Here is a 21,220-nt window from a genome sequence, read left to right on the forward strand (position 1 = left end):
CGAGTACTGCTTCCGGGTCTTGCGCTTGATCCCTTTGACCAGCTTGTCGGCCGCGTCCTTGGATGTTCCGGATTTCTGGCTCATCTTCGCTCCTTGGTGGCTGCGATGATCCAGAAATCCTCCGTTACGAAAACCTCAAATCTGTCCCACAGGTGCTGACGTCAGACAGAATGTGCAGACAAGGCTCCAGTCACTCTACATGCTGGCCGCTTGATGGAAGTCGCTCATGCTGCGCCATAAATGCGGCTTTCAGAAAAGGCACGAAACAATCTACGCGACCGAGGCTGGCGGCCAGTACGAGGCTGACCTTATTGCAGACGACCGGACAAAGCGCTGCCCGGCCGCTCCCGCCTCAGAGCGTGAACGCCGCCACGAAGGCGTCCACGGCCGCGTCGCTGTCGCCGGCGGCGTAGGCTTCCATCGCTACGGGGCCGGCATAGCCCATGTCGTGCAGGGCGCGGGCGATGACGGGGTAGTTGATCTCGCCGGTGCCGGGTTCGAAGCGGCCGGGGTTGTCGGCGACCTGGATCTCGCCGATCCAGGGCAGGCAGGCCGCGCACCAGCGCAGCAGGTCGCCCTCGCCGATCTGGGTGTGGTAGAGGTCGAGATTGATCCTCAGCTGCGGACGGTTCACCGCCGAGACCAGCGAGAGCACCTCACCCGTCGAAGCGAAGGGGCAGCCGGGGTGTTCGCGCGGGTTGAGGTTCTCGAGCGTAAAGACCACGCCCATCTCCTCGGCCAGGTCGCAGATCCGGTGCAGCGTGTCGCGGGCGCGCAGCTCCATTCCCGGCGAGAACATGGCGTGATGCGGGATCGGGATGCCGCCCTCGCCCAGCCCGGTGCCGTGCAGGTTCAGCCGGTCGACGCCCAGCCGCTTGCCCACCTCCGCCGTCTCGCGCGCGGTGGCCAGCAGGCGCTCGGCACCCGCTTCATCGGTCAGCCGGCCCTCGAGATAGCCATTCATGATGGTGTAATTGGCGCCGACGGCCGCGAGCTTATCCAGGTCGTGATCGGGCCAGTTCCACAGGCCGACGCCGAGGCCGCGCTCGGTCAGGCGGGCGGCGCGCCACTCGATGGGTTTGTCGGGCCAGAGCATCTCGGCGCAGACGGCAAGCTGGAAGGGTTGGGACATGGGGGTTCTCCAATGGGCGCTCGGGCCCGGCTTACATCAGGTGTTCGACTTGCGGTGCGGGCAGGAAGCGCCATTTGCGCAGCGGGCCGGCCATGACGTTGAGGTAATACATCTCGAACCCGTGCGGCGCGCCGCAGGGATGGTGGCCGCGCGGCACGCAGACCACGTCACCGTCATGCACGGCCATGGTCTCGTTCAGCTGCAGATCGTCGGTATAGACGCGCTGGACGCCGAACCCGTCCGCCGGGTTCAGCCGGTGGTAATAGGTCTCTTCGAGATAGGTGATCCGCGGGAAATCGTCCTCGTCATGGCGATGGCTGGGATAGGAGGACCAGTTGCCCGCGGGCGTGAACACCTCGGTCACCAGCAGCGCATCGCAGTAATCCTCGGCCTCCATCGCGATGTTGTTGATGTGGCGCGTGTTGCTGCCCTCGCCGCGCTGGGTCAGGGTGATGCCGTCGGGACCGATGCGTCGCGCCGCGTGACCGCCCCTGCCCGGCGCCTTGCAGACCGCGATGGTGCAATCGGTGGTGGCCGTGGCCTGCCAGTCCGAGCCGTTCGGCAGGTAGAGGCAATGCGGCGCTGTCTTCTCGAAGACGTCCATCCGGTCGCCCAGCTCGCCCCAATCCTGCCCCGCGCCCTGCATCCTGGCCTTGCCCTCGACCATGACGAGGATCACCTCGTCGCTGCCGGTCGCCTCCGACACGGTCTCGCCGGCGCGCAGGCGCCAGAGGTCGAAGCCCACGTAGCGCCAGCCGGCGCTGGCCGGCGTGATCTGGTGCACCTTGCCATGGGTGCCGAAGGGGCGTTTGAGAAGCTCGGGCATGGGGATCTCCTTCAGGTCAGGCCGGCCTCGGCGGCCAGGCGTTTCAGGGTGGCAAGGCCCAGCGTCTGGTAGAGCAGCGGGTTGCGCTGCTCGGGGTCCTGCTCGGCCTCGATCACGATCCAGCCATCATAGCCGGTCTCGGCCAGTACGGTCAGCAGCGGCGCGAAGTCGATCTCGCCCTCCTGGTCGCCGGGCACGGTAAAGACCCCGGCCCGCACCCCGTCCATGAAGGACAGCCCCTCGCGCTCGACCCGTTCGCGCACCAAGGGGCGGACATTCTTGGCGTGAAAATGGCCGACGCGGGCAATGTGCTTGCGCAACACCGTCTCGGGGTCGCCGCCACCGAAGGAACAATGCCCCGCATCGAAAAGCAGCCTCGTCGCCGGGCCGGTGGCGGCCATGAAGGCGTCGATCTCCTCGGGCGATTGCACGACCGTGCCCATGTGATGGTGATAGACCAGCGCGATGCCCTGGTCGGCGCAATATTGCGCGATCTCCTCGACGCGCGCGGCGAAGTCCCGCATCCCGGCCCCATCCAGCACCGGGCGCGTGCTCAGCGGCTGGTCCAGCCCCTGGACCGAGTTCGAGGTCTCGCAGGCGATGCAGACGGTGCAGCCATTGTGCTTGAGCCGGTCGAGATGCGGCTGGATCGCGGCCTTCTCCTCCTCGACCGAATGGGCCAGCAGGTTCAGCGAATACCAGGCCGATATGAAGGCCAGCCCGGCCTCCTCCATCATCATGCGCAACGCCTCGGGATCGGCGGGCCAGCGATGGCCGTTCTCGATGCCGTCAAAGCCGATCTGGCGGCCGGCCTCGTCGAGGATGCGCGCCGTGGGGATGTCCGCGCCAAGCGACTGGTCGTCGTCATTGGCCCAGGCGATGGGGTTGGTTCCGAAACGGATCATGTCACTCTCCTGCCGCCGCGCTCAGTTCACGAGCCGCTGGCGTTGCTTGTTGTCCAGATAGCCGGCATAGGCCCGGGACAGCGCCTCGGTGCTGCCGGTCTCGGGCACAGCCACGTCCCACCAATGGCCCGCCTCGCCAAAGCCCGGCCCCTCGTTCGGATCGGTCTCGATGACGATCACGGTGGGTATGTCGCGCCCCCGCGCTGCGGCGATCTCGGCCTCCAGCGCGGCGATGTCGCCCGCACGCACCGCATGCGCCCCCATCGAGGCCGCATGCGCGGCATAGTCGATCTCGGGCTGCACCTCGACGGCGCTGTGGGCATAGAGGTTGTTGAACGGCGCCCCGCCACAGCCCTGCTGCAACCGGTTGATGCAGCCATAGCCGCGATTGTCGGTCAGCACCACGGTGAAGGGCACCCGGCGCATCACGGCGGTGGCCAGCTCGGAATTGGCCATCATGTAGGACCCGTCGCCGACGAAACAGATCACCTCGCGCTCGGGCCGGGCCAGCTTGAGCCCCATGGCACCGGCGATCTCGTAGCCCATGCAGGAAAAGCCGTATTCCATGTGATAGCCGCCCTGGCTCGGCTGCCAGAGCAGCTTGAGCGCGCCGGGCATGGTGCCCGCGGCGCACATGGCGATGGCATCCTCGCCGGTGGCGCGCTGGACGGCACCGATCACCTCGGCATCGCTGGGCAGGGCCCGCTTGCGGTCGCGGCAATGCGCCTCCACCGCCTCCAGCCAGGCCCGCCGTGCCTCGGGGTCACCCGCCTCGGCCCGGTAGCTCCCCAGCGCGGCCGACAGCGCCTCGAGCGCGACCTTCGCATCGCCCATCACCGGCAGCGCCCCGTGCTTGACCGCGTCATAGGCCGCCACGTTGACCGAGACGAGGCGCCGCGCCGGGTTCTCGAACAGCGCCCGGGACCCGGTGGTAAAATCCTGGAACCGCGTGCCCACCCCGATCACCAGATCCGCCTCGCGCGACAGCGCATTGGCGGCGGCCGATCCGTCCACGCCGCTGGCGCCGTAATTCATCGGGTGGGCCTGGGCCAGCGCCGATTTGCCGGCCTGCGTCTCGACCACCGGGATGCCGTGGGTCTCGGCAAAGGCGGCCAGCGCCGCCTCGGCCTGTGCATAGATCACGCCGCCCCCGGCCACGATCACCGGGCGCTTCGCCTGCGTGATCAGGCCCGCCAGCTCCGCGATCTCGCGCGCGTCGGGATGCGGGCGGCGGATGCGCCAGACGCGCGGCTCGAAGAACTCGACCGGGTAGTCATGGGCCTCGGCCTGGGTGTCCTGGCAGAAGGCCAGCGTCACCGGTCCGCAGCTGGCCGGGTCCGTCATGGTGGCCAGCGCTCGCGGCAGCGCGGTCAGCAGCTGCTCGGGCCGCGCGATGCGGTCGAAATAGCGCGAGACCGGCCGCAGGCAGTCATTGGCCGAGACCGTGCCATCCTCGAAATCCTCCACCTGCTGCAGCACCGGGTCGGGCCGGCGGTTGGCAAAGACATCGCCCGGGATCAGCAGGATCGGCAGCCGGTTCACATGCGCCACTGCCGCCGCGGTGACAAGGTTGGTGGCCCCCGGCCCGATCGAGGTGGTCACCGCCATGGCACGCGTGCGCTTCTTTGCCTTGGCATAGGCGATGGCCGTGTGCGCCATGGTCTGCTCGTTCTGCCCGCGCCAGGTGGGGAACTCCTGCCGCGCCTTCTCCAGCGCCTCGCCCAGCCCGGCCACGTTGCCATGGCCGAAAATGCCCCAGATGCCCTCGACGAAGCGCTCGCCATCCTCGGTCATCTGCGCGGCCAGCCATTTCACCATGGCCTGCGCGGCGGTCAGCCTGATCGTCCCCATCTCGTCCTCCAGAAGGCCTCGGCCTTTCATCTTTCCCAAAATACTCCGGGGGTGTGGGGGCTGGCCCCCACGAAGGCCCCCATTGGCGCCCCGCTCAGGCCGCGCTGCGCCCGGCCGCTTCCCGCGCCTGGTCCCAGATCTCGCACAGGCGGGTGTAGCGCGCCGCCATCTGCGCCACGGCCGCCGCGCTGTCCATCTCGCCCGCCAGCCAAGCGCGGGCGGCCTCGCCGAAGATCGTCCGGCCCACGGCAAAGCCCTTGACCAGGTCGTGCCGCGCGGCAACGGCAAAGCTCTCGGCCAGCGCGGCCTCGGGCGCGTCCAGCCCCAGCACCACGATGCCGCGCGTGTGGCGGTCATGCGCCTCGATCGCCTCGACCGCGCGGGCCCAGGCCGCATCGGTGGTCAGCGGCTCCAGCTTCCACCAGTCGGGATAGATCCCCGCCGCATAGAACTGCCGGATCAGCGTCGCGGTGGTGTCGTCATCCACCGGTCCGACCTTCGAGGGGATCACCTCGAGCAGGAATTCCAGCCCGTTGCGGCGGCTGGCCTCGAAGAGCCGCCGGACCGTCGCCTCCTGCCCGGCGCGCGTCTCTGCATCATCCTGCGGATGGCAGAAGCACAGCACCTTGACCACGTTCTCGCGCGCCCATTCGCGCAGCCGCCCGACATCGCTGCCCAGCTCAGGCTCCAGCGTCAGCGGGCGCGAGCCCGGCCATTCCGTCGGCCGGCCGATCCAAAGCCCCGTTCCCGAGGCGCGGTGCAGCGCCGCGCGCCCGATGCGGTTGTCGCACAGGATGCCGTAGCCCGCACCATCGCCCTTCACCTGCAGCGCAGCATCGAGGCAGAGCTCCTTGAAGGCGGCGCCCTTCTCGGGCGTGTAGCCCGGCATCTCCTCCAGCTGCGCGCGGTGGTCGAAGGCGAAGACCCGCATGTCCGACCAGTCGCCCGTAGTGCGGGTGTGGCGCGTGGTCGACCAGTGGATCTGCTCCAGCTCGGGATCGTTGCGCAGATCGGGCCGCTGCACGCCGCGTTGCAGGAAGAACTCCAGCTCGGCCAGCGAGGGATAGGCCGGGGTGCAGCCGTGGCGCGACACGGCAAAAGCGCCGCAGGCATTGGCGTATTTCAGCGCCGTGGGCCAGTCGGCATCCTCCATCCAGCCCTTCAGCAGGCCCGACATGAACCCGTCGCCCGCGCCCAGCACGTTGAACACCTCGATCGGGAACCCCTCGCCCGACTGCCCGTCATCGAGGCTGTCCGGCACGGCTCCCTCGAAGGCCACGGCCCCCAGCGCGCCCCGCTTGCAGACCAGCGTGGCGTCCGAGTTCTCGCGCACCCGGCGCAGCGCGGCCACCGTGTCGGTCGATCCGCCGGCGATGTGGAACTCTTCCTCGGTGCCCACGATCAGGTCGAAATGATGCAGGGTTGAGAGCAGCTTCTCGGTGACCTTTTCACTTTCCACGAAACGGCTCTCGCCATCGCCATGACCGGCCACGCCCCAGAGATTCGGGCGATAGTCGATGTCCAGCGCGGCGCGCAGCCCGTGCTTGCGCGCCAGCTTCAGCGCCTTGATCACCGCGGCCTCGGTGCGCGGATGCGACAGGTGCGTGCCGGTCACCACCACGGCGCGGGCGCGCCGGATGAACCCCTCGTCGATATCGTCCTCGCAGAGCGCCATGTCCGCGCAGTTCTCGCGGTAGAAGATCAGCGGGAACTGTTCCTGGTCGCGGATGCCCAGGATCACCAGCGCGGTCAGCCGGTCGGGATCGGTGCGCACCCCGTCGGTGCAGACCCCTTCGCGCGCCAGCTGTTCCAGGATGAAGCGGCCCATGTGCTCGTCGCCCACGCGCGAGATCAGCGCCGTCTTCAGGCCCAGCCGCGCGGTGCCGCAGGCGATATTGGTGGGCGAGCCGCCGATATACTTGTCGAAGCTGCCCATGTCCTCCAGCCGGCCGCCCACCTGCGCGCCGTAGAGGTCCACGCCCGCGCGGCCGATGGTGATGACATCCAGATCCTTCATGTGTCGCTCCAATCCTGTGACGGGTGCGGCGCCTTGCGGCGCGGCGGTCGTCGGGCTGCGCCGGCGGTCCGGCGCCATGCTAGCAGCCACTGCGCGCCCGGTCGCGGCTGACAAGGACGGCGGCGTGACCCGCCGTCTGATTTTTCCGGCTCAGACCGTGCCGCCGAGCGAGCCTTCGAGCTGTGCCAGCTCCTGCCCCCCGGCCATCAGGTCCTGCAGCTCCGAGGCCTCGATCTCGCCCCGCCTGGCGGTGCCCAGCGTCTGGCCGCGGTTCAGCACGGTGAACCGGTCGCCCACGGCCAGCGCGTGGCGCACGTTGTGGCTGATGAAGACCACGCCGACCCCCTGCTTGCGCACCCGGTCGATGGTCGACAGCACGTTCGAGGTCTGCCGCACGCCAAGCGCCGAGGTCGGCTCGTCGAGGATCAGCACCTTGGCGCCGAAATAGACCGCCCGGGCGATGGCGACGGTCTGCCGCTCGCCGCCCGACAGCGTACCCACCGCCTGGTCTGGGGCGCGGAGGTTGATGCCCATCTTGCGCATCTCCTCCATGGTGATCTCGTTCGCCCGGTCGAGGTCGAAGCGCCGGGCGATCCCCCTGCCCTTCGTGGGCTCGCGCCCCATGAAGAAATTGCGCGTCACGCTCATCAGCGGGATCATGGCCAGATCCTGGAACACCGTGGCGATGCCTGCCTCCATGGCCTCGCGCGGGCTGTCGAAACTCATCGGCGTCCCTTCGAAGAAGATCTGCCCCGAGGACGGCTTGTGCACGCCCGACATGGTCTTGATGAAGGTCGACTTGCCGGCGCCGTTGTCGCCCAGCAGGCAGTGGCATTCGCCCGGGGTCACGTCGAAGGTCACCCCGTTCAGCGCGATGACATTGCCGAAGTTCTTCTTGATCTCCTCCATGTGGATGATGGGCTTGGCATCGGCCGGGACGTCGCCGTGATGGAACTTGCTATCTGCGGACATCTCAGCGCTCCCCCGTCACGCGCTTGCGGATCACGTTGTTGAAGACCACGGCCAGCAGCAGCATGCCGCCGAGGAAGATCTGGAACCAGTCCTGATCGAAATCGGTATAGGTCAGCCCGATCGTCACCATGCCGAAGATGATCGCGCCGAAGAAGGCGCCGATGGCCGAGCCGTAGCCGCCGGTCAGCAGGCAGCCGCCGATCACCGCGGTGATGATGGCCTCGAATTCCTTCATGAAGCCGCGGCGCGCATCGGTGGAGCCGGCATCGATCACGGTGATGATGGCGACCAGCGCGGCAGCGCAGGCGGTCAGCATGAAGAGCGAGATCTTGACCTTGCGCACCGGTACGCCCGAGTTCTTGGCGGCATTGCTGTCGCCGCCGGTGGCGAAGATCCAGTTGCCGGCGGGCGTGCGCAGCAGGATGTAGGTGGCGACCAGCGCGATGGCGATGAACCACAGGATCTCGACCGGGATGCCGGGCACCTTGGGCGTGCCGTTCTTGAAGGTCTCGACCAGGCCCATCGAGGCCAGCCAGGTGAACAGCCCGCCAAAGGCCTCGCCCGAGAAGATCGGCGCCAGCCAGTCGCCCTCGACCGCGTCGCGCACGCCGCGCAGCTGGGTCGAGCCGCCGGTGAAGATCTTGAGCCCCACCAGCGAGGCCCCGCGCAGGATGAACAGCCCCGCCAGCGTCACGATGAAGGAGGGCAGCCCGGTCTTGAGCACGATCGAGCCGTTGACCGCACCGATCCCGGCGGCAAAGGCCATGGTCAGCGGGATCGCGACGACCAGCGGCAGGCCCAGATTGACGGTGAAGACGCCGAAGACCATGCCCGCGAAGGCCACCATCGAGCCGATGGACAGGTCGAACTCGCCCCCGATCATCAGCATCGCCGCGGCGATGCCCAGGATGCCCAGCTGCGCGGCGGGGGTCATGAAGTTCATGATGCCGGACAGCGTGAACATCGCGCTGTCGGCGGTGAACAGGAAGAACAGGGTCACCAGGATCACGCCCCCGATGGCGCCCAGTTCGGGTTTCTTCATGAGTTTGGTCGCAAAGGATTCCGCGCGCACGCGCTCGTCCTGCTGCACCTGAGTGTCGGCAGCCATGGCCCCCTCCCGTAAGGTGAACGGGCCGCACGGCATGCGCGCGGCCCCGGATGTCAGTGGATCAGCGGATGCCCTGCGCGGACAGGTCGATGACCTGGCCGGCGGCGTCCTGGGTCACCAGGTTCGGGCCCGAGGGCACGTCGCCGCCCGGCATCAGGCCGTACTCGGCATGAAGCGCCAGGAACACCACAGGCAGGTAGCCCTGCAGGAACTGCTGCTGGTCGATGGCAAAGGCGGCATCGCCGTCGACCACCGCCTGCAGGAAGCCCGCCGACAGGTCGAACGAGGCGACCAGCACGTCGTCGCGCCCCAGCGCGTTCACTGCGGCCACGGCGGGCTCGCCCACCAGCGAAGCGCCAAGGCCCAGCACGGTGTCGACATCGGGGTCGGATTCCAGCGCCGCGCGCACCTTGGATTCCACCTCGGTCGGATCGTTCATCGTCGGAATGACGGTGACCTCCTGGCCGAAGCCCTCGGCAAAGCCCTCGCAGCGCAGGTCGAGCGCGACATTGCCCACTTCCTGGTTGACGCAGATGCCCTTGGTGCCGCCCATCTCGGCCAGCTTCTCGCCCGCGGCCTTGCCCGCGTCGAACTCGGACTGGCCCACGTGCAGCATGGCGCCCAGCTCGGCGGCCACGTCGGAGCCGGAGTTCATCGAGATGACCGGGATGCCGGCCTGCACGGCACGCTCGATCGAGGGGCCAAGCGCGTCGCCATCGGGGATCGAGACCACCAGCCCGTCGGGCTCCTGGTTGACGGCGGCGTCGATCAGCTGGCTCATCTGGACCATGTCGAAGGTCTCGGGCGAGCGGAATTCGACATTCGCACGGGTATCCTCGCCGGCCTTCTGCACGCCGTTCTTGACCACCGACCAGAACGGGTCGTTGGCCTGGCCATGCGCCACCACGATGATGTCGGCGGCCAGCGCCGGCACGGCCGTGGCAAGCGTCGCGACGGTGGCGACCGAAGCAAGCAGTTTGTTCATGAAGCTATCCTCCCTTGGATGTCACGCGGCCATGATCCGGCCGCAGGCAAGCACCCGGCGCAGGCCGCGCCGGATCTCGGACCGTCATGCCGGGCCGCCTCCCCGGGGCCCCGCATGCGGATATTCACGTAAGCTCAGGCGTCGAGAGCGACCGCCGCGCCGGACTGCGCCGACTGCGTTGCGGCCTCGGCCATGGCCAGCGCCGCGATGCCGTCCTCGAGCGTCACGGGCAGCTCGGAGCCGTCCAGCAGCGCGGCAACAAAGGCCTCCCACTCGGCCGCGTAGGCCGGCATGTACCGCTCGAGGAAGAAATAGGTGGGCTTGGCCGAGGCCACGCCCGCGGTCGTCGATTTCACCACCGTGTTCTCGAGCATGTTGTTGGCCTGCAAGAGCCCCTCGGCGCCCAGAAGCTCGACCCGCTGGTCATAGCCATAGACCGCGCGGCGGCTGTTCTTGATGACCGCGATGCGCCCGTCGGCATAGGTCAGCGTGACCACGGCGGTGTCGACATCGCCCGCCGCGCCGATCTCGGGATCGACGATCGAGCTGCCCACGGCCCGCACCGTGACGGGACGCTCCCCCATCAGGAAGTTGGCCATGTCGAAATCGTGAATCATCATGTCGCGGAACAGCCCGCCCGAGACCTTGATGTAGCTGACCGGCGGCGGCGCCGGGTCGAAGGAAGTGACCGAGAGCAGTTCGGACTTGCCGATCTCGCCGGCAAGGCTCGCGCTTTTCAGCGCGGCAAAGTTCGGGTCGAAGCGGCGGTTGAACCCGATCATCACCGGGCGTCCGGTCTTGGAGACTTTCTCCAGGCAGGCCTGCGCCCGCTCCAGCGACAGGTCGACCGGCTTCTCGCAGAGCACGGCCTTGCCGGCGGCGGTGGCGGCCTCGATCAGGTCGGAATGCGTGTCGGTCGAGGTGGCGATCAGCACCGCGTCGATCTCGGGATCCTTCAGGATTGCATCCGACGTGCGGGCCTCGGCCCCGTACTGGTCGGCCAGTTTTTTCGCGGCGTCTTCAAAGACATCCGAGACGGCAACCAGGGTCGACCGCGAATTGTTGGCGATGTTCACGGCATGCACCTGACCGATCCGGCCCGCGCCGAGCAATCCAACCTTCAGCATGAAATCCTCCCGAAACTGCGGCCTCCACCGCGCTGTGCTGCCCTAGGAATAGCGAACCTGCACCCGCGTGCAAGAACTTTTTGCACCCGAGTGCAGAACCTCTCTGCTCGCGCGTGCAAAAGCCGTGCATTTCATGGGCTTGGCCGCTAGACTGCTTTTAGGAGGATCCCCGCGCCCGGTGCTCTTCCACACCGAATCGGAGGAGAGCCCGACCAGTGACCGACCCGACATCCCCCCGCAACGTGACCGCCGATGACGTGGCCGAAGCGGCCGGCGTGTCGCGCTGGACGGTGAACCGGGCCTTCAAGAAGGACGCCTCGATCTCGCCCAAGACCCGCAGCAAGGTCATGGCGGCGGCGCAGGCGCTTGGCTACGTGCCCGACCTGCATGCCGCGGCGCTGGCCTCGACCCGGTCCAACCTCGTGGCGCTGCTGATCGACGACTTTGCCAATCCGCACAAGCTGGTGATGCTGGAACGGCTGACCCGGGCACTGCGCAGCCGCGGCTGGGACACGCTCCTGGTCAACACGCTGGATCCCGACGACGCGGCCCCTGCCCTGCTGAACGCCAGCCAGCGCCGCGTGGACGCGACGATCCTGATCGGGCTGCAATTCGATGACGAGGTGCTGCGCGCCGCCTACAAGGCGCGGCGGGTCAAGAAGCTCATCATCTTCGCGCGCGGCTCCGAGGATCCCAACACCACGTCGATCTGCGTCGATGACGAGGCCGCCACGCGTGAGATCGCGCAGTATGTCCTGACGCGCGGCTATCGCCGGCCGCTCTTCCTGGCCGGCCCGCGCACCACCTCGGCGCATCTGCTGCGCAAAGAGACTTTCACCCGCGTCTGGCAGGAAAACCGTGGCGTGGTGCCGGACTCGGCGACTGTCACGGCCTATGACCCGCTGCTCAGCGCCGAGGTGGCGCATGACACGCTCGCCCCCCGCAGCCGCGACGCGCTGCCCGATATCATCGTGTGCGAGAACGATGCCCTGGCCCTCGGCGCGATCGACACGATCCGCCACCGGCTGGGCCTGACGGTGCCGGGCGACATCGCGGTGATCGGCTTCGACGACGTGCCCCAGGCGGCCGGCCCGAACTACCGCCTGACTACCTACCGCCAACCGATGACCGAGATGGCCAACTACCTCGTCGACGTGCTCGAAAGCGCCGAAACCACCGACCTCGACCGCCGGTTTCTCGGCGAGCTGGTTGTGCGGGACAGCGCCTAGAAGGCTATTCCGCCGCCAATGGTAGCGCACACTGATAACCGCACATGAAAAAGCGGGCCCGCCGGGGCCCGCTTTTCGTCAGCGATGCTGTCAGGGAACGTCACACATGCGCCGCGCGGCCGCGCGGACCGGCCACGAGCCAGGCGATAAAGCCGAGCACCGGCAGCAGCAGGATGACGAGCGTCCAGACGATTTTGGCGACCGTCGAGGCCGGCGAGGTCAGCGTCTGGTAGATCGCGTAGATGTCGGCGATGAGGATGATGATGCCGAGAAGACCATATTCCATTGTTCAACTCCCGTGTTTGACTGGGGAGTGAACGTCACGTTGCCGCGATGGTTCCGTGATCTTTTCCGAAGGCGGTCGGGTTGTCTGCGCCTTGGGCGGAACACGGCTTGCCGGATGCGAGCAGGTACGCGGTGCGAAGCGGGGGACGTGAAAGCCCGCTGTACAGGTGGCCGTGATCCGGCATCGTCGCACGATGGCAGCATCCTGCCGGACGTACGTTGACCTCCGTCGCGGATCCCCCTTTGGTGGTCCCGCGCTGCCTGTCTCGCGTCAGAAAAGATCGCACTTCGCACCCGCGAGACTCCCTCGAAAGGCCCGGCCAAAAGCGCCTCCAGCCTGACGAGGCGGGAACCGTGACAGTGTTTTCCGTGTTGATGGGCCAGAACGGACGGCGCCCGCCGTCCTTGCCAAACACGCTTCGAAAGGTTGAGAAAATGAAAACCGGATCCGCACTTGCCCTTGCCGCCGTCGCTGTCGTCGCTGTTGCCTTCGGCGTCTACATGGTCGATTTCGACGTGACCGACGAAGGCGCACTCCCCGATGTCGATGTCGCGGTCGATGGTGGCGAACTGCCCGAGGTCGACGCCGATGTGGGCTCGATTGAAACCGGCACCACCACCGAGACGGTCACCGTTCCGGATGTCGATGTCGACACCCAGCAGGCCGAGGTCGAAGTCCCGACGATCGACGTGAACCCGCCGTCGGACGACTCGTAAACGCTCAGGTTTGACAGACCGAAAAGCCCCTTTTCTCCCGGTGAGAAAAGGGGCTTTCTTGTATCTTTCGACCAAGCTTGGGTGACAGACGCGAACGAATGCCTGCGCAGCAGCCTTCGCCTAACCCCACGCGGCAAGGCACCGCGCGGGGGACGCTTACCCGGCGTCGGCGTAGGTGCGCAGGGCGGCGGTGGTGCCGTCCTGCCAGATCATCCGCAGCCAGCGGTCGAAGGCCTGCGCGAAGCGGTCGGACTGGGCAAGGTCGCCATAGGTGTCGTCCTGGGCCAGCCATGCGGCGGGCTCGGTGCGGGCGGCGCGGGCGACGGTCTGCAGGCTGTCCCAGGCGGGATCGTTGGGCGCGATCTCGGAGCCGTCCTCGCGCGTCCCGGCGCACATGCGCGCCCAGAGCGCCTCGACCAGGGCCAGCCCGTCCAGCGGCGCCCCGGCCTGCAGCGCGTCGCGCAGGATCGGCAGGACAAATCCCGCATGGCGCGAGGAGCCGTCGAAGGCCACGCGGCGCGTCGTGTCGCGGATCGCGGGGTTGGCAAAGCGCGACTCGATCAGCGTCACGTAATCCGCCGCGGTCATGCCCGGCACGTCGGCCACGTGGGGCACGATCTCGTTCAGCTCGACCTTGCGCCAGAAGGGCGCGATCTCGGGATGCGCCATGCACTCCGCGATCGTCTCGACGCCCAGAAGCTCGCCGGCATTGGCCAGCACCTGGTGGCCGGCATTGAGGATGCGGATCTTCATCGTCTCGTAGCTGTGCACATCCGCCGTGAAGGTCGCGCCCACGCGGTCCCAGTCGGGCCGGCCGGCGCAGAATGCATCCTCGATCACCCATTGGCGATAGTTCTCATGCGTGACCGGCGCGGCGTCCTCGATGCCGAAGGCGCGGGCCGCGGCCAGCTCGGCCGGGCCGGTGGCCGGCACGATGCAATCCACCATTGCGTTCGGAAAGGTGCACTCGGCCGCGATCCACTCGGCCAGCGCCGGGTCCGACAGGCGCGCCAGCCCGATCACCGCGTCGCGGGTCACGTCGCCATTGCCGCGCAGGTTGTCGCAGCTCTGCACCGTGAAGGGGCCGTGGCCCGCATCGCGACGCAGGCGCAGCGCGGCGACGATGGCGCCGAAGGCGGTGCGCGGGGTGGCCGGGTGGGCGGCATCATGCGCCACATCCGGGTGGTCGGGGTCGAACACGCCGGTCGCGGGGTTCACGAAATAGCCGCCCTCGGTCACGGTCAGCGACACGATGCGGATTTCGGGCGCGGCCATCTGCGCGATCAGCGCGGCATTGTCGGGCTCCACCGGCACGAAGCCGATCATCGCGCCGCAGATCTCGGCGCTGGTGCCGTCGGGGCGCAGTTCGATCAGCGTGGTCAGGCAATCCTGCGCCATCAGCCGCTCGCGCATCGCCGCATCGCCGGGGCGCACGCCCGCGCCGATGATGGCCCAGTCATGCGCCAGCCCCTGCTGCATCAGCCGGTGCAGGTACCAGGCCTGGTGCGCTCGGTGAAAATTGCCGGTGCCGATATGCACGATACCCGGGGTCAGCTCCTCGGCCTTGTAGGCCGGGCGCGCGATCTGCGCGGGCAGGTGATCCAGGGCGGCACGGCCCAGCCGGACGGTCTCTTGTGTCATCAGCTCATCCATTGTCCGCCATCCACGTTGTAGGTTTGCGCGACGATGTAGCGGGCCTCGTCGCTGGCCAGGAAGACCGCCATGCCGGTCAGGTCCTCGGGCACTCCCATGCGGCCGAAGGGAACGGCGGCGCCGACCTCGGCCTTCTTCTGACCCGGTGCCTTGCCCTCGTACTTGGCAAAGAAGGCATCGACCCCGTCCCAGTGCTCGCCGTCGACCACGCCCGGAGAGATCGCGTTCACGTTGATCCCGTGCCGGACGAGGTTCAGCCCGGCAGATTGCGTCAGGCTGATGATCGCCGCCTTTGAGGCGCAGTAGACCGCGACCAGGGGCTCGCCCCGTCGCCCGGCCTGGCTGGCCATGTTGATGATGCGCCCCGGCACGCCGGCCGCGATCATGTGGCGCGCCACCGCCTGCAGCGTGAAGAGCGTGCCCGCCACGTTGATGTCGAAGGTGCGGGCAAAGTCCTGCCGCGTGATCTCGGTGACCGGGGCGGCGGTGAAGACGGCGGCGTTGTTGACCAGGATGTCGATCTGTCCGAAGGCCGCGACCGTCTGCGCCACGGCGCTGTCGATGCTGTCCTGCGACGTCACGTCCATCTCGACCGCGATCGCCCCGTCGATGCCGCGCGCGGCCTCGGTGGCGCGCGCGATATCGATATCCGCCAGCGCGACACGCGCCCCCTCGGCGGCATAGGCGCGGGAAAAGGCAAGCCCGATCCCGCGAGCGGCCCCGGTGATCAGGGCCGCCTTTCCCGCGAGCCGTGTCATGCGACCCGCAGCCCGTCGCGGTCGAAGCGGTGGATCAGGTCCTCGCGCGGAGCCAGGGTGACCTTGTCGCCATGCTTGAACCCGACCTCGCCGGTGGCGCGCACCGTCACGGTCTCGGCCAGCCCGGTGTCATGGACATGCAGGAACGTGTCGGAGCCCAGGTGCTCGGCCACGCCCACCGTGCCGGTCCAGGGGCCGGAATCGGTGATGTCGATGTGCTCGGGGCGGACGCCGATGGTGGTGGCGCCATGCTGCTGGGCGGCATTGCCCTCGATCAGGTTCATCTTGGGCGAGCCGATGAAGCCGGCCACGAAGAGGTTGCGCGGCGCGCGGTACAGCTCCAGCGGGCTGCCCACCTGCTCGATATTGCCGGCGCGCAGCACCACGATCTTGTCGGCCATGGTCATCGCCTCGACCTGGTCGTGGGTGACGTAGATCATCGTGGTCTGCAGCTTGGCGTGCAGCTCGCCGATCTCCATCCGCATGCCGACGCGCAGCGCGGCGTCGAGGTTCGACAGCGGCTCGTCGAAGAGGAAGGCGGCCGGTTCGCGGACGATGGCCCGGCCGATGGCGACCCGCTGGCGCTGCCCGCCCGAGAGCTGGCCCGGACGGCGGTCGAGATAGTCGGTCAGGTTCAGCGCCTTGGCGGCGGCCGCGATGCGCTTGTCCTGCTCCTCCTGCGGCACACCGGCCATCTTCATCGGGAAGGCGATGTTCTTGCGCACCGACATGTGCGGATAGAGCGCGTAGGACTGGAACACCATGGCCAGGCCGCGCTTGGCCGGCGGGGTGTTCGAGGCGTCGTTGCCGTCGATCTTGATGGCGCCGGAGGAGATGTCCTCCAGCCCGGCGATCAGGCGCAGCAGGGTGGACTTGCCGCAACCCGAGGGTCCGACGAAGACACAGAACTCTCCGTCCTCGATGGTCAGGTCGAGCGGGGGGATGACATTCACGTCCCCGAAGCTCTTGGTCACCTTCTCAAGCGTGATCTTTCCCATGATCGTGTTCCTTTCTCAGATGCGCAGCTGCGCTTACTTGACGGCGCCGAAGGTGAGGCCGCGGACGAGTTGCTTCTGGCTGAACCAGCCAAGGATGAGGATGGGCGCGATGGCCATGGTCGAGGCCGCCGACAGTTTCGCGTAGAACAGGCCCTCGGGGCTGGAATAGCTGGCGATGAACGCGGTCAGCGGTGCCGCGTTGGCGGCCGTCAGGTTCAGCGTCCAGAAGGCTTCGTTCCAGGCGAGGATGAAGTTCAGCAGGATGGTCGAGGCGATGCCCGGTATGGCCATCGGGGTGAGGACATGCAGGATCTCCTCCTTCAGGCCCGCCCCGTCCATCCGCGAGGCTTCCAGGATCTCGCCCGGGATCTCGCGGAAGTAGGTGTAGAGCATCCACACGATGATCGGCAGGTTGATCAGCATCAGGATCACCACCAGCGCCGCGCGGCTGTCCAGCAGGCCAAGCTCGATGCAGATCAGGTAGATCGGGTAGAGCACCCCCACCGCCGGCAGCATCTTGGTCGAGAGCATCCACAGCAGGATGTCCTTGGTCCGCTTCGAGGGCACGAAGGCCATCGACCATGCGGCGGGGACCGCGATCAGGACACCCAGCAGGGTGGAGCCGCCCGCGATGATGACCGAGTTCCACAGGAAGCTCATGTAGTCGGAGCGCTCCTGCACGACGCGGTAGTTCTCGAGCGTCCAGTCGAAACCCAGGAAGATCGGCGGATCGGCGATGGCCTGGGCCTCGGTCTTGAAGCTGGTCAGGATGGTCCACAGGATCGGGAAGAAGATCAGCAGACCGACCGTCCAGGCTGCGGCGGTGTTGATTGCCTTGCGGCGGGAAGTCACGGCGCGTGCCATGGGTCAGCTCCTCACTTGTCCAGGTTCTTGCCGACGATGCGCATCAGGAAGATGGCAACGATGTTGGCGAGGATGATGGCGTAGACGCCGCCCGCGCTGCCCAGGCCCACGTTCTGGCTTTCCAGCACGCGCTGGTAGATCAGGTAGGTCAGCGTGCGGGTGCCGAAGGCGCCGCCGGTGGTCACGAAGATCTCCGCGAAGATCGACAGCAGGAAGATCGTCTGGATCAGCACCACGATGGTGATCGCCCGCGAAAGGTGCGGCAGGATGATGTAGAAGAAGCGCGCCAGCGGGCTGGCCCCGTCCATCTCGGAGGCTTCGAGCTGCTCGCCGTCCAGCGACTGCACCGCGGTCAGCAGGATCAGCGTGGCAAAGGGCAGCCACTGCCAGGACACGATCATGATGATCGAGGTGAGCGGCACGCTGGACAGCCAGGCGACCGGTTCGGCCCCGAAGAACTGCCACAGATGCGCCAGAAGCCCGTTGGTTGGATCCATGAACATGTTCTTCCACACCAGCGCCGAGACGGTGGGCATGACGAAGAACGGTGCGATCACGAGGATGCGGACGACGCCCTGCCCCCACATCGGCTGGTCCAGCAGCAGCGACAGCAGCACGCCCAGCACGATGGTGATGACGAGCACGCCCCCCACCATGATCAGGGTGGTCTGCACGCTGGGCCAGAAGGCCGATGAGGTGACGAAGCGGACGAAGTTGTCGAACCCGGCGCTGCCAAGATCACCGCCGCGCAGCGGCAGGTAGCGGCGGAAGGAGAACCACAGCGTCATGATGAGCGGCACCAGCATCCAGCCCAACAGCAGGACTACGGCGGGTGCCATCATCATTCGTGCGGCGGATCGGGAATGCTGCGTGGCCATGAGGCAATACCTTTCCGGTCGGGCCCGGCGGCCCGTTCAGACGCGTTTGAAGTGAGAGGGGGGAGTGAAAGGGGGGTGCGGGCGGCGCTGTCGCCGCCCGCGAAGTCCGCGGCTCAGTAGCCGGCGGCTTCCATTTCTTCGACGGTGATGGCCTGCGCCTTCTCGAGCGCTTCCTCGACCGTCTGCTGGCCGGCGTAGGCGGCCGAGAATTCCTGGCTCACCTGGCTGGCGATACCGGCGAATTCCGGGATGGCGACGAACTGGATGCCGACATAGGGCACCGGCTCGACCGTGGGATCGGTCGGATCGGCCGCGTTGATCGAGTCCAGCGTCTTCTGGGCGAAGGGCACTTCCTGGTACTCGGCGGTCTCGTAGAGCGAGGTCCGCGCACCCGGGGGCACGTTGGCCCAGCCTTCGTTCTCGGCCACCAGCTCGATATAGTCCTTCGAGGTCGCCCACTCGATGAACTGCTTGGCGGCGTCCTGCTGCTGGGTGCCGGCGGGGATCGCCAGGGCCCAGGCCCACAGCCAGTTGGCGCGCTTCTCGACGCCTTCGCTGTTCGGGGCCAGCGCAAAGCCGACATGGTCGGCCACGGTGCTGTCCTCGGGGTTGGTCACGAAGGAGGCCGCCACGGTGGCGTCGATCCACATGCCGCACTTGCCCTGCTGGAACAGCGACAGGTTCTCGTTGAAGCCGTTGGTGGCGTAGCCCGCGGGGCCGTAGTCATCCATCAGGGTCTTGAAGAAGGTGACCGCCTCGGCCCATTCGGGCTGGTCGAACTGCGGATCCCAGTTCTCGTCGAACCAGCGTGCGCCGAAGGAGTTCGCGGTGACGGTGATGAACGCGCCGCCCTCGCCCCAGCCGGCCTTGCCGCGCAGGCAGATGCCGTTGATGTCTTCTTCGTCATTGTCCATGGCGGCCGCCGCTTCGCGGATGAACTGCCAGGTCGGGGCGTCGGGCATCTCCAGCCCGGCCTCTTCCATCAGGTCCGTGCGGTACATGATCATCGAGCTCTCGCCGTAGAACGGCGCGGCGTAGAGCGTGCCCTCGTGGCTCAGGCCGTCGCGCATGGCCGGCAGGATGTCGTTGACATCGTACTCGTCCGACAGGTCGTCCAGCGGCACCAGCCAGCCATTGGCGCCCCAGATCGGGGTCTCGTACATGCCGATGGTCATGATGTCGAACTGGCCACCGCGGGTGGTGATGTCGGTGGTGACGCGCTGACGCAGCACGTTCTCTTCCAGGGTGACCCACTCGACGCCGATGCCGGTCTGGGCGGTGAACTCGTCGGTATAGCCCTGCATGCGGACCATGTCGCCGTTGTTCACGGTGGCGATGGTGATCGTGGTGTCCTGTGCAAAGGCCGCAGCCGAGCACAGCGTCAGTGCCGTGGTGGCGCCAAGAACGCGCTTCAGTCTCATCCGGATGTCCTCCCTAAGTGGATGCGATGAAGCATGGATACGCGACTGCACAGATTCGCGTCAACAAAAAACTTTACGCGCGATAACTTTCAGGCCGAGCTCCGCATCTCGAGCGCGCCGTCGAACAGCGTCGTGGCCTTGGTATCGGGCCGCGCGCCCTCGCCGATGATCGAGATCAGCCGGTCCAGGCTCTGCCCCGCGATCTGGTCGTAATCCTGCGAGACAGTGGTCAAGGACGGGCATGTGAAGCGCGAGAACGGGTGATCGTCGTGCCCCGCGACGCGCAGCGCATGCCCCTCCCCCACGCCCACGCGCAGCCCGTGCTCGTAGGCGGCGGCAAGCACCCCGATCGCCAAACGGTCATTGCTGCACAGGATGGTGTTGCTGGGCAGGCTACGCGCGCCAAAGATGCGCCCGGCCTCGCGATGCGCGATCTCCTCGAAGGCCCAGCCCTCACCCTCGACCACCATCAGGATCGGCTCGTGCCCGAGGCGCCGCATCGCCTGCTCATAGGCAGACCGGCGTCGGTTGGCATTGGGGTTGGGCGCGTTGCGGATCTCGAACAGGGCCGGCGGCTCGCCGGTGCGCGCCAGGTATTCCGTAATCATGCCAGTGCTTTGGAAGTGGTCCGTCCCGAACATCGCGTCGCCCACCCCATCGACATCGCAGTCGAAGAGCACGGTGGGCACGTCCTGGCAGAACGCGTGCAGCGCATCGGCCCGCGACCGCCGCCCCAGAGGCGCCAGCAGCACGCCCGCCGGCTTGATGCCGCGCAAGCTGTCGAGGTTCCGGATCTCGCGATCCGGATCGCCGTGCGAGCTCAGCAGGATCGGATTGTAGCCCGCCGCGCCGCACATCAGTTCGATATTGCGCGCCACCTCGGCAAAGAACGGGTCGGCCAGAAAGGGCACGATGATCCCGATATTCCGCGTCAGGTTGCGGTTCTGGTTGATCGCATAGACATTCGGAACGTAGTCGTAGCGCTCCAGCGCCGTCTCGATCCGCTGCCGCGTCGAGGCCCGCACCGAGGTGGGATCGTTGAAGAATTTCGACAGCGTCGGCCGCGAGATGCCGCTGACACTGGCCAGCTCCTCCATCGTTCGAACCCGCTCGTGACCCATGACGTCCATCCTCTCCATGACACCGCGAGGCGCCTTTACGCGTGCAAAGTATTTTGCGCCAAGCCCCGCATGTCAAGTTTCACAGCCCCTTCCGTGGCGGCCGCGGGCGCCACATGCACGCCGCGCGTCACTTCGACCCGGGCGACATCGACATGAAGAGATGTGATGGATGCCCCAACCCAATAGCATCTCGTATGCAATGATGGTTACACATCAGCCGAGCGTAGGGCACATCAATGACGACAAAGATCAGCATGCTTGCGATCGACCTGGCTGGTCTGCCCCCAGAAAAGTGGTCCTTCCTGAGGTAGGCTTTCGAGCCAGATGGAGGACGAACGAATGGGACAGAAGAGACACAAGCCGGAGGAGATCG

General features: G+C 67.2%; 19 protein-coding genes. 2 read left to right on the top strand and 17 right to left on the bottom strand.

What is annotated here, in order from left to right:
* Positions 1–352 precede the first annotated feature (352 nt).
* From AVJ23_RS21315 to iolG, 9 genes are all read right to left on the bottom strand, one after another.
* Positions 353–1,132: a TIM barrel protein gene (locus AVJ23_RS21315; RefSeq protein WP_058864259.1), complete on the bottom strand. Its 780-nt coding sequence runs from the start codon at positions 1,130–1,132 to the stop codon at positions 353–355.
* A 31-nt stretch (positions 1,133–1,163) separates the two neighbouring features.
* Positions 1,164–1,958 carry a 5-deoxy-glucuronate isomerase gene (gene iolB / locus AVJ23_RS21320; RefSeq protein WP_058864260.1) on the bottom strand — a complete coding sequence of 265 codons (795 nt, stop codon included), beginning with the start codon at positions 1,956–1,958 and terminating at the stop codon, positions 1,164–1,166.
* Between the two features lie 11 nt (positions 1,959–1,969).
* Positions 1,970–2,863, bottom strand: a complete 894-nt coding sequence (gene iolE, locus AVJ23_RS21325; protein WP_058864261.1) for a myo-inosose-2 dehydratase — start codon at positions 2,861–2,863, stop codon at positions 1,970–1,972.
* 21 nt (positions 2,864–2,884) lie between these two features.
* A complete protein-coding gene (gene iolD / locus AVJ23_RS21330) occupies positions 2,885–4,714 on the bottom strand; it encodes a 3D-(3,5/4)-trihydroxycyclohexane-1,2-dione acylhydrolase (decyclizing) (RefSeq protein WP_058864262.1) in 1,830 nt (609 codons plus the stop codon).
* Between the two features lie 94 nt (positions 4,715–4,808).
* Positions 4,809–6,731 carry a bifunctional 5-dehydro-2-deoxygluconokinase/5-dehydro-2-deoxyphosphogluconate aldolase gene (locus AVJ23_RS21335; RefSeq protein WP_058864263.1) on the bottom strand — a complete coding sequence of 641 codons (1,923 nt, stop codon included), beginning with the start codon at positions 6,729–6,731 and terminating at the stop codon, positions 4,809–4,811.
* A 150-nt stretch (positions 6,732–6,881) separates the two neighbouring features.
* Entirely contained in the window at positions 6,882–7,703 is an 822-nt protein-coding gene (locus AVJ23_RS21340) for an ATP-binding cassette domain-containing protein (protein ID WP_058864264.1), read from the bottom strand.
* 1 nt (position 7,704) lies between these two features.
* On the bottom strand, positions 7,705–8,811 hold the full coding sequence (locus AVJ23_RS21345) for an ABC transporter permease (RefSeq protein ID WP_058864265.1): 1,107 nt from the start codon (positions 8,809–8,811) through the stop codon (positions 7,705–7,707).
* A 61-nt stretch (positions 8,812–8,872) separates the two neighbouring features.
* Positions 8,873–9,796, bottom strand: a complete 924-nt coding sequence (locus AVJ23_RS21350) for a sugar ABC transporter substrate-binding protein (RefSeq protein WP_058864266.1) — start codon at positions 9,794–9,796, stop codon at positions 8,873–8,875.
* A gap of 134 nt (positions 9,797–9,930) precedes the next feature.
* On the bottom strand, positions 9,931–10,923 hold the full coding sequence (gene iolG, locus AVJ23_RS21355) for an inositol 2-dehydrogenase (protein ID WP_058864267.1): 993 nt from the start codon (positions 10,921–10,923) through the stop codon (positions 9,931–9,933).
* 215 nt (positions 10,924–11,138) lie between these two features.
* Between iolG and AVJ23_RS21360 the strand changes: the two genes are divergently transcribed.
* Positions 11,139–12,152, top strand: a complete 1,014-nt coding sequence (locus tag AVJ23_RS21360; protein WP_058864268.1) for a LacI family DNA-binding transcriptional regulator — start codon at positions 11,139–11,141, stop codon at positions 12,150–12,152.
* A gap of 100 nt (positions 12,153–12,252) precedes the next feature.
* Here the strand turns inward: AVJ23_RS21360 and AVJ23_RS21365 are convergent, their stop codons facing one another.
* Positions 12,253–12,438 (bottom strand): PLDc N-terminal domain-containing protein, encoded by a 186-nt coding sequence (locus AVJ23_RS21365; protein ID WP_058864269.1) that lies wholly within the window; start codon positions 12,436–12,438, stop codon positions 12,253–12,255.
* A 434-nt stretch (positions 12,439–12,872) separates the two neighbouring features.
* Between AVJ23_RS21365 and AVJ23_RS21370 the strand changes: the two genes are divergently transcribed.
* On the top strand, positions 12,873–13,154 hold the full coding sequence (locus AVJ23_RS21370; protein WP_058864270.1) for a hypothetical protein: 282 nt from the start codon (positions 12,873–12,875) through the stop codon (positions 13,152–13,154).
* Between the two features lie 156 nt (positions 13,155–13,310).
* Here AVJ23_RS21370 and AVJ23_RS21375 read toward each other — a convergent pair whose 3' ends face one another.
* The 7 genes from AVJ23_RS21375 to AVJ23_RS21405 form a co-directional block, all read right to left on the bottom strand.
* Entirely contained in the window at positions 13,311–14,795 is a 1,485-nt protein-coding gene (locus tag AVJ23_RS21375; protein ID WP_240484768.1) for a mannitol dehydrogenase family protein, read from the bottom strand.
* Positions 14,795–15,565, bottom strand: a complete 771-nt coding sequence (locus tag AVJ23_RS21380) for an L-iditol 2-dehydrogenase (RefSeq protein WP_058864272.1) — start codon at positions 15,563–15,565, stop codon at positions 14,795–14,797. The genes AVJ23_RS21375 and AVJ23_RS21380 overlap by 1 nt, the downstream gene beginning before the upstream one ends.
* Positions 15,562–16,563, bottom strand: coding sequence for an ABC transporter ATP-binding protein (locus AVJ23_RS21385; protein WP_058864273.1), 1,002 nt, complete (start codon positions 16,561–16,563; stop codon positions 15,562–15,564). Before AVJ23_RS21385 ends, AVJ23_RS21380 begins: the two co-directional genes overlap by 4 nt.
* A gap of 33 nt (positions 16,564–16,596) precedes the next feature.
* Positions 16,597–17,427: a carbohydrate ABC transporter permease gene (locus AVJ23_RS21390; protein WP_058864274.1), complete on the bottom strand. Its 831-nt coding sequence runs from the start codon at positions 17,425–17,427 to the stop codon at positions 16,597–16,599.
* Positions 17,428–17,438: 11 nt separating this feature from the next.
* A complete protein-coding gene (locus tag AVJ23_RS21395) occupies positions 17,439–18,305 on the bottom strand; it encodes a carbohydrate ABC transporter permease (RefSeq protein WP_058864275.1) in 867 nt (288 codons plus the stop codon).
* A 113-nt stretch (positions 18,306–18,418) separates the two neighbouring features.
* Positions 18,419–19,726, bottom strand: a complete 1,308-nt coding sequence (locus tag AVJ23_RS21400; RefSeq protein ID WP_058864276.1) for an ABC transporter substrate-binding protein — start codon at positions 19,724–19,726, stop codon at positions 18,419–18,421.
* An 89-nt stretch (positions 19,727–19,815) separates the two neighbouring features.
* Complete coding sequence (locus AVJ23_RS21405; protein WP_058864277.1) at positions 19,816–20,847, bottom strand: LacI family DNA-binding transcriptional regulator; 1,032 nt, start codon at positions 20,845–20,847, stop codon at positions 19,816–19,818.
* Positions 20,848–21,220 lie beyond the last annotated feature (373 nt).

It is taken from the genome of Pseudoponticoccus marisrubri, from assembly GCF_001482405.1.
Lineage (GTDB): Bacteria > Pseudomonadota > Alphaproteobacteria > Rhodobacterales > Rhodobacteraceae > Pseudoponticoccus > Pseudoponticoccus marisrubri.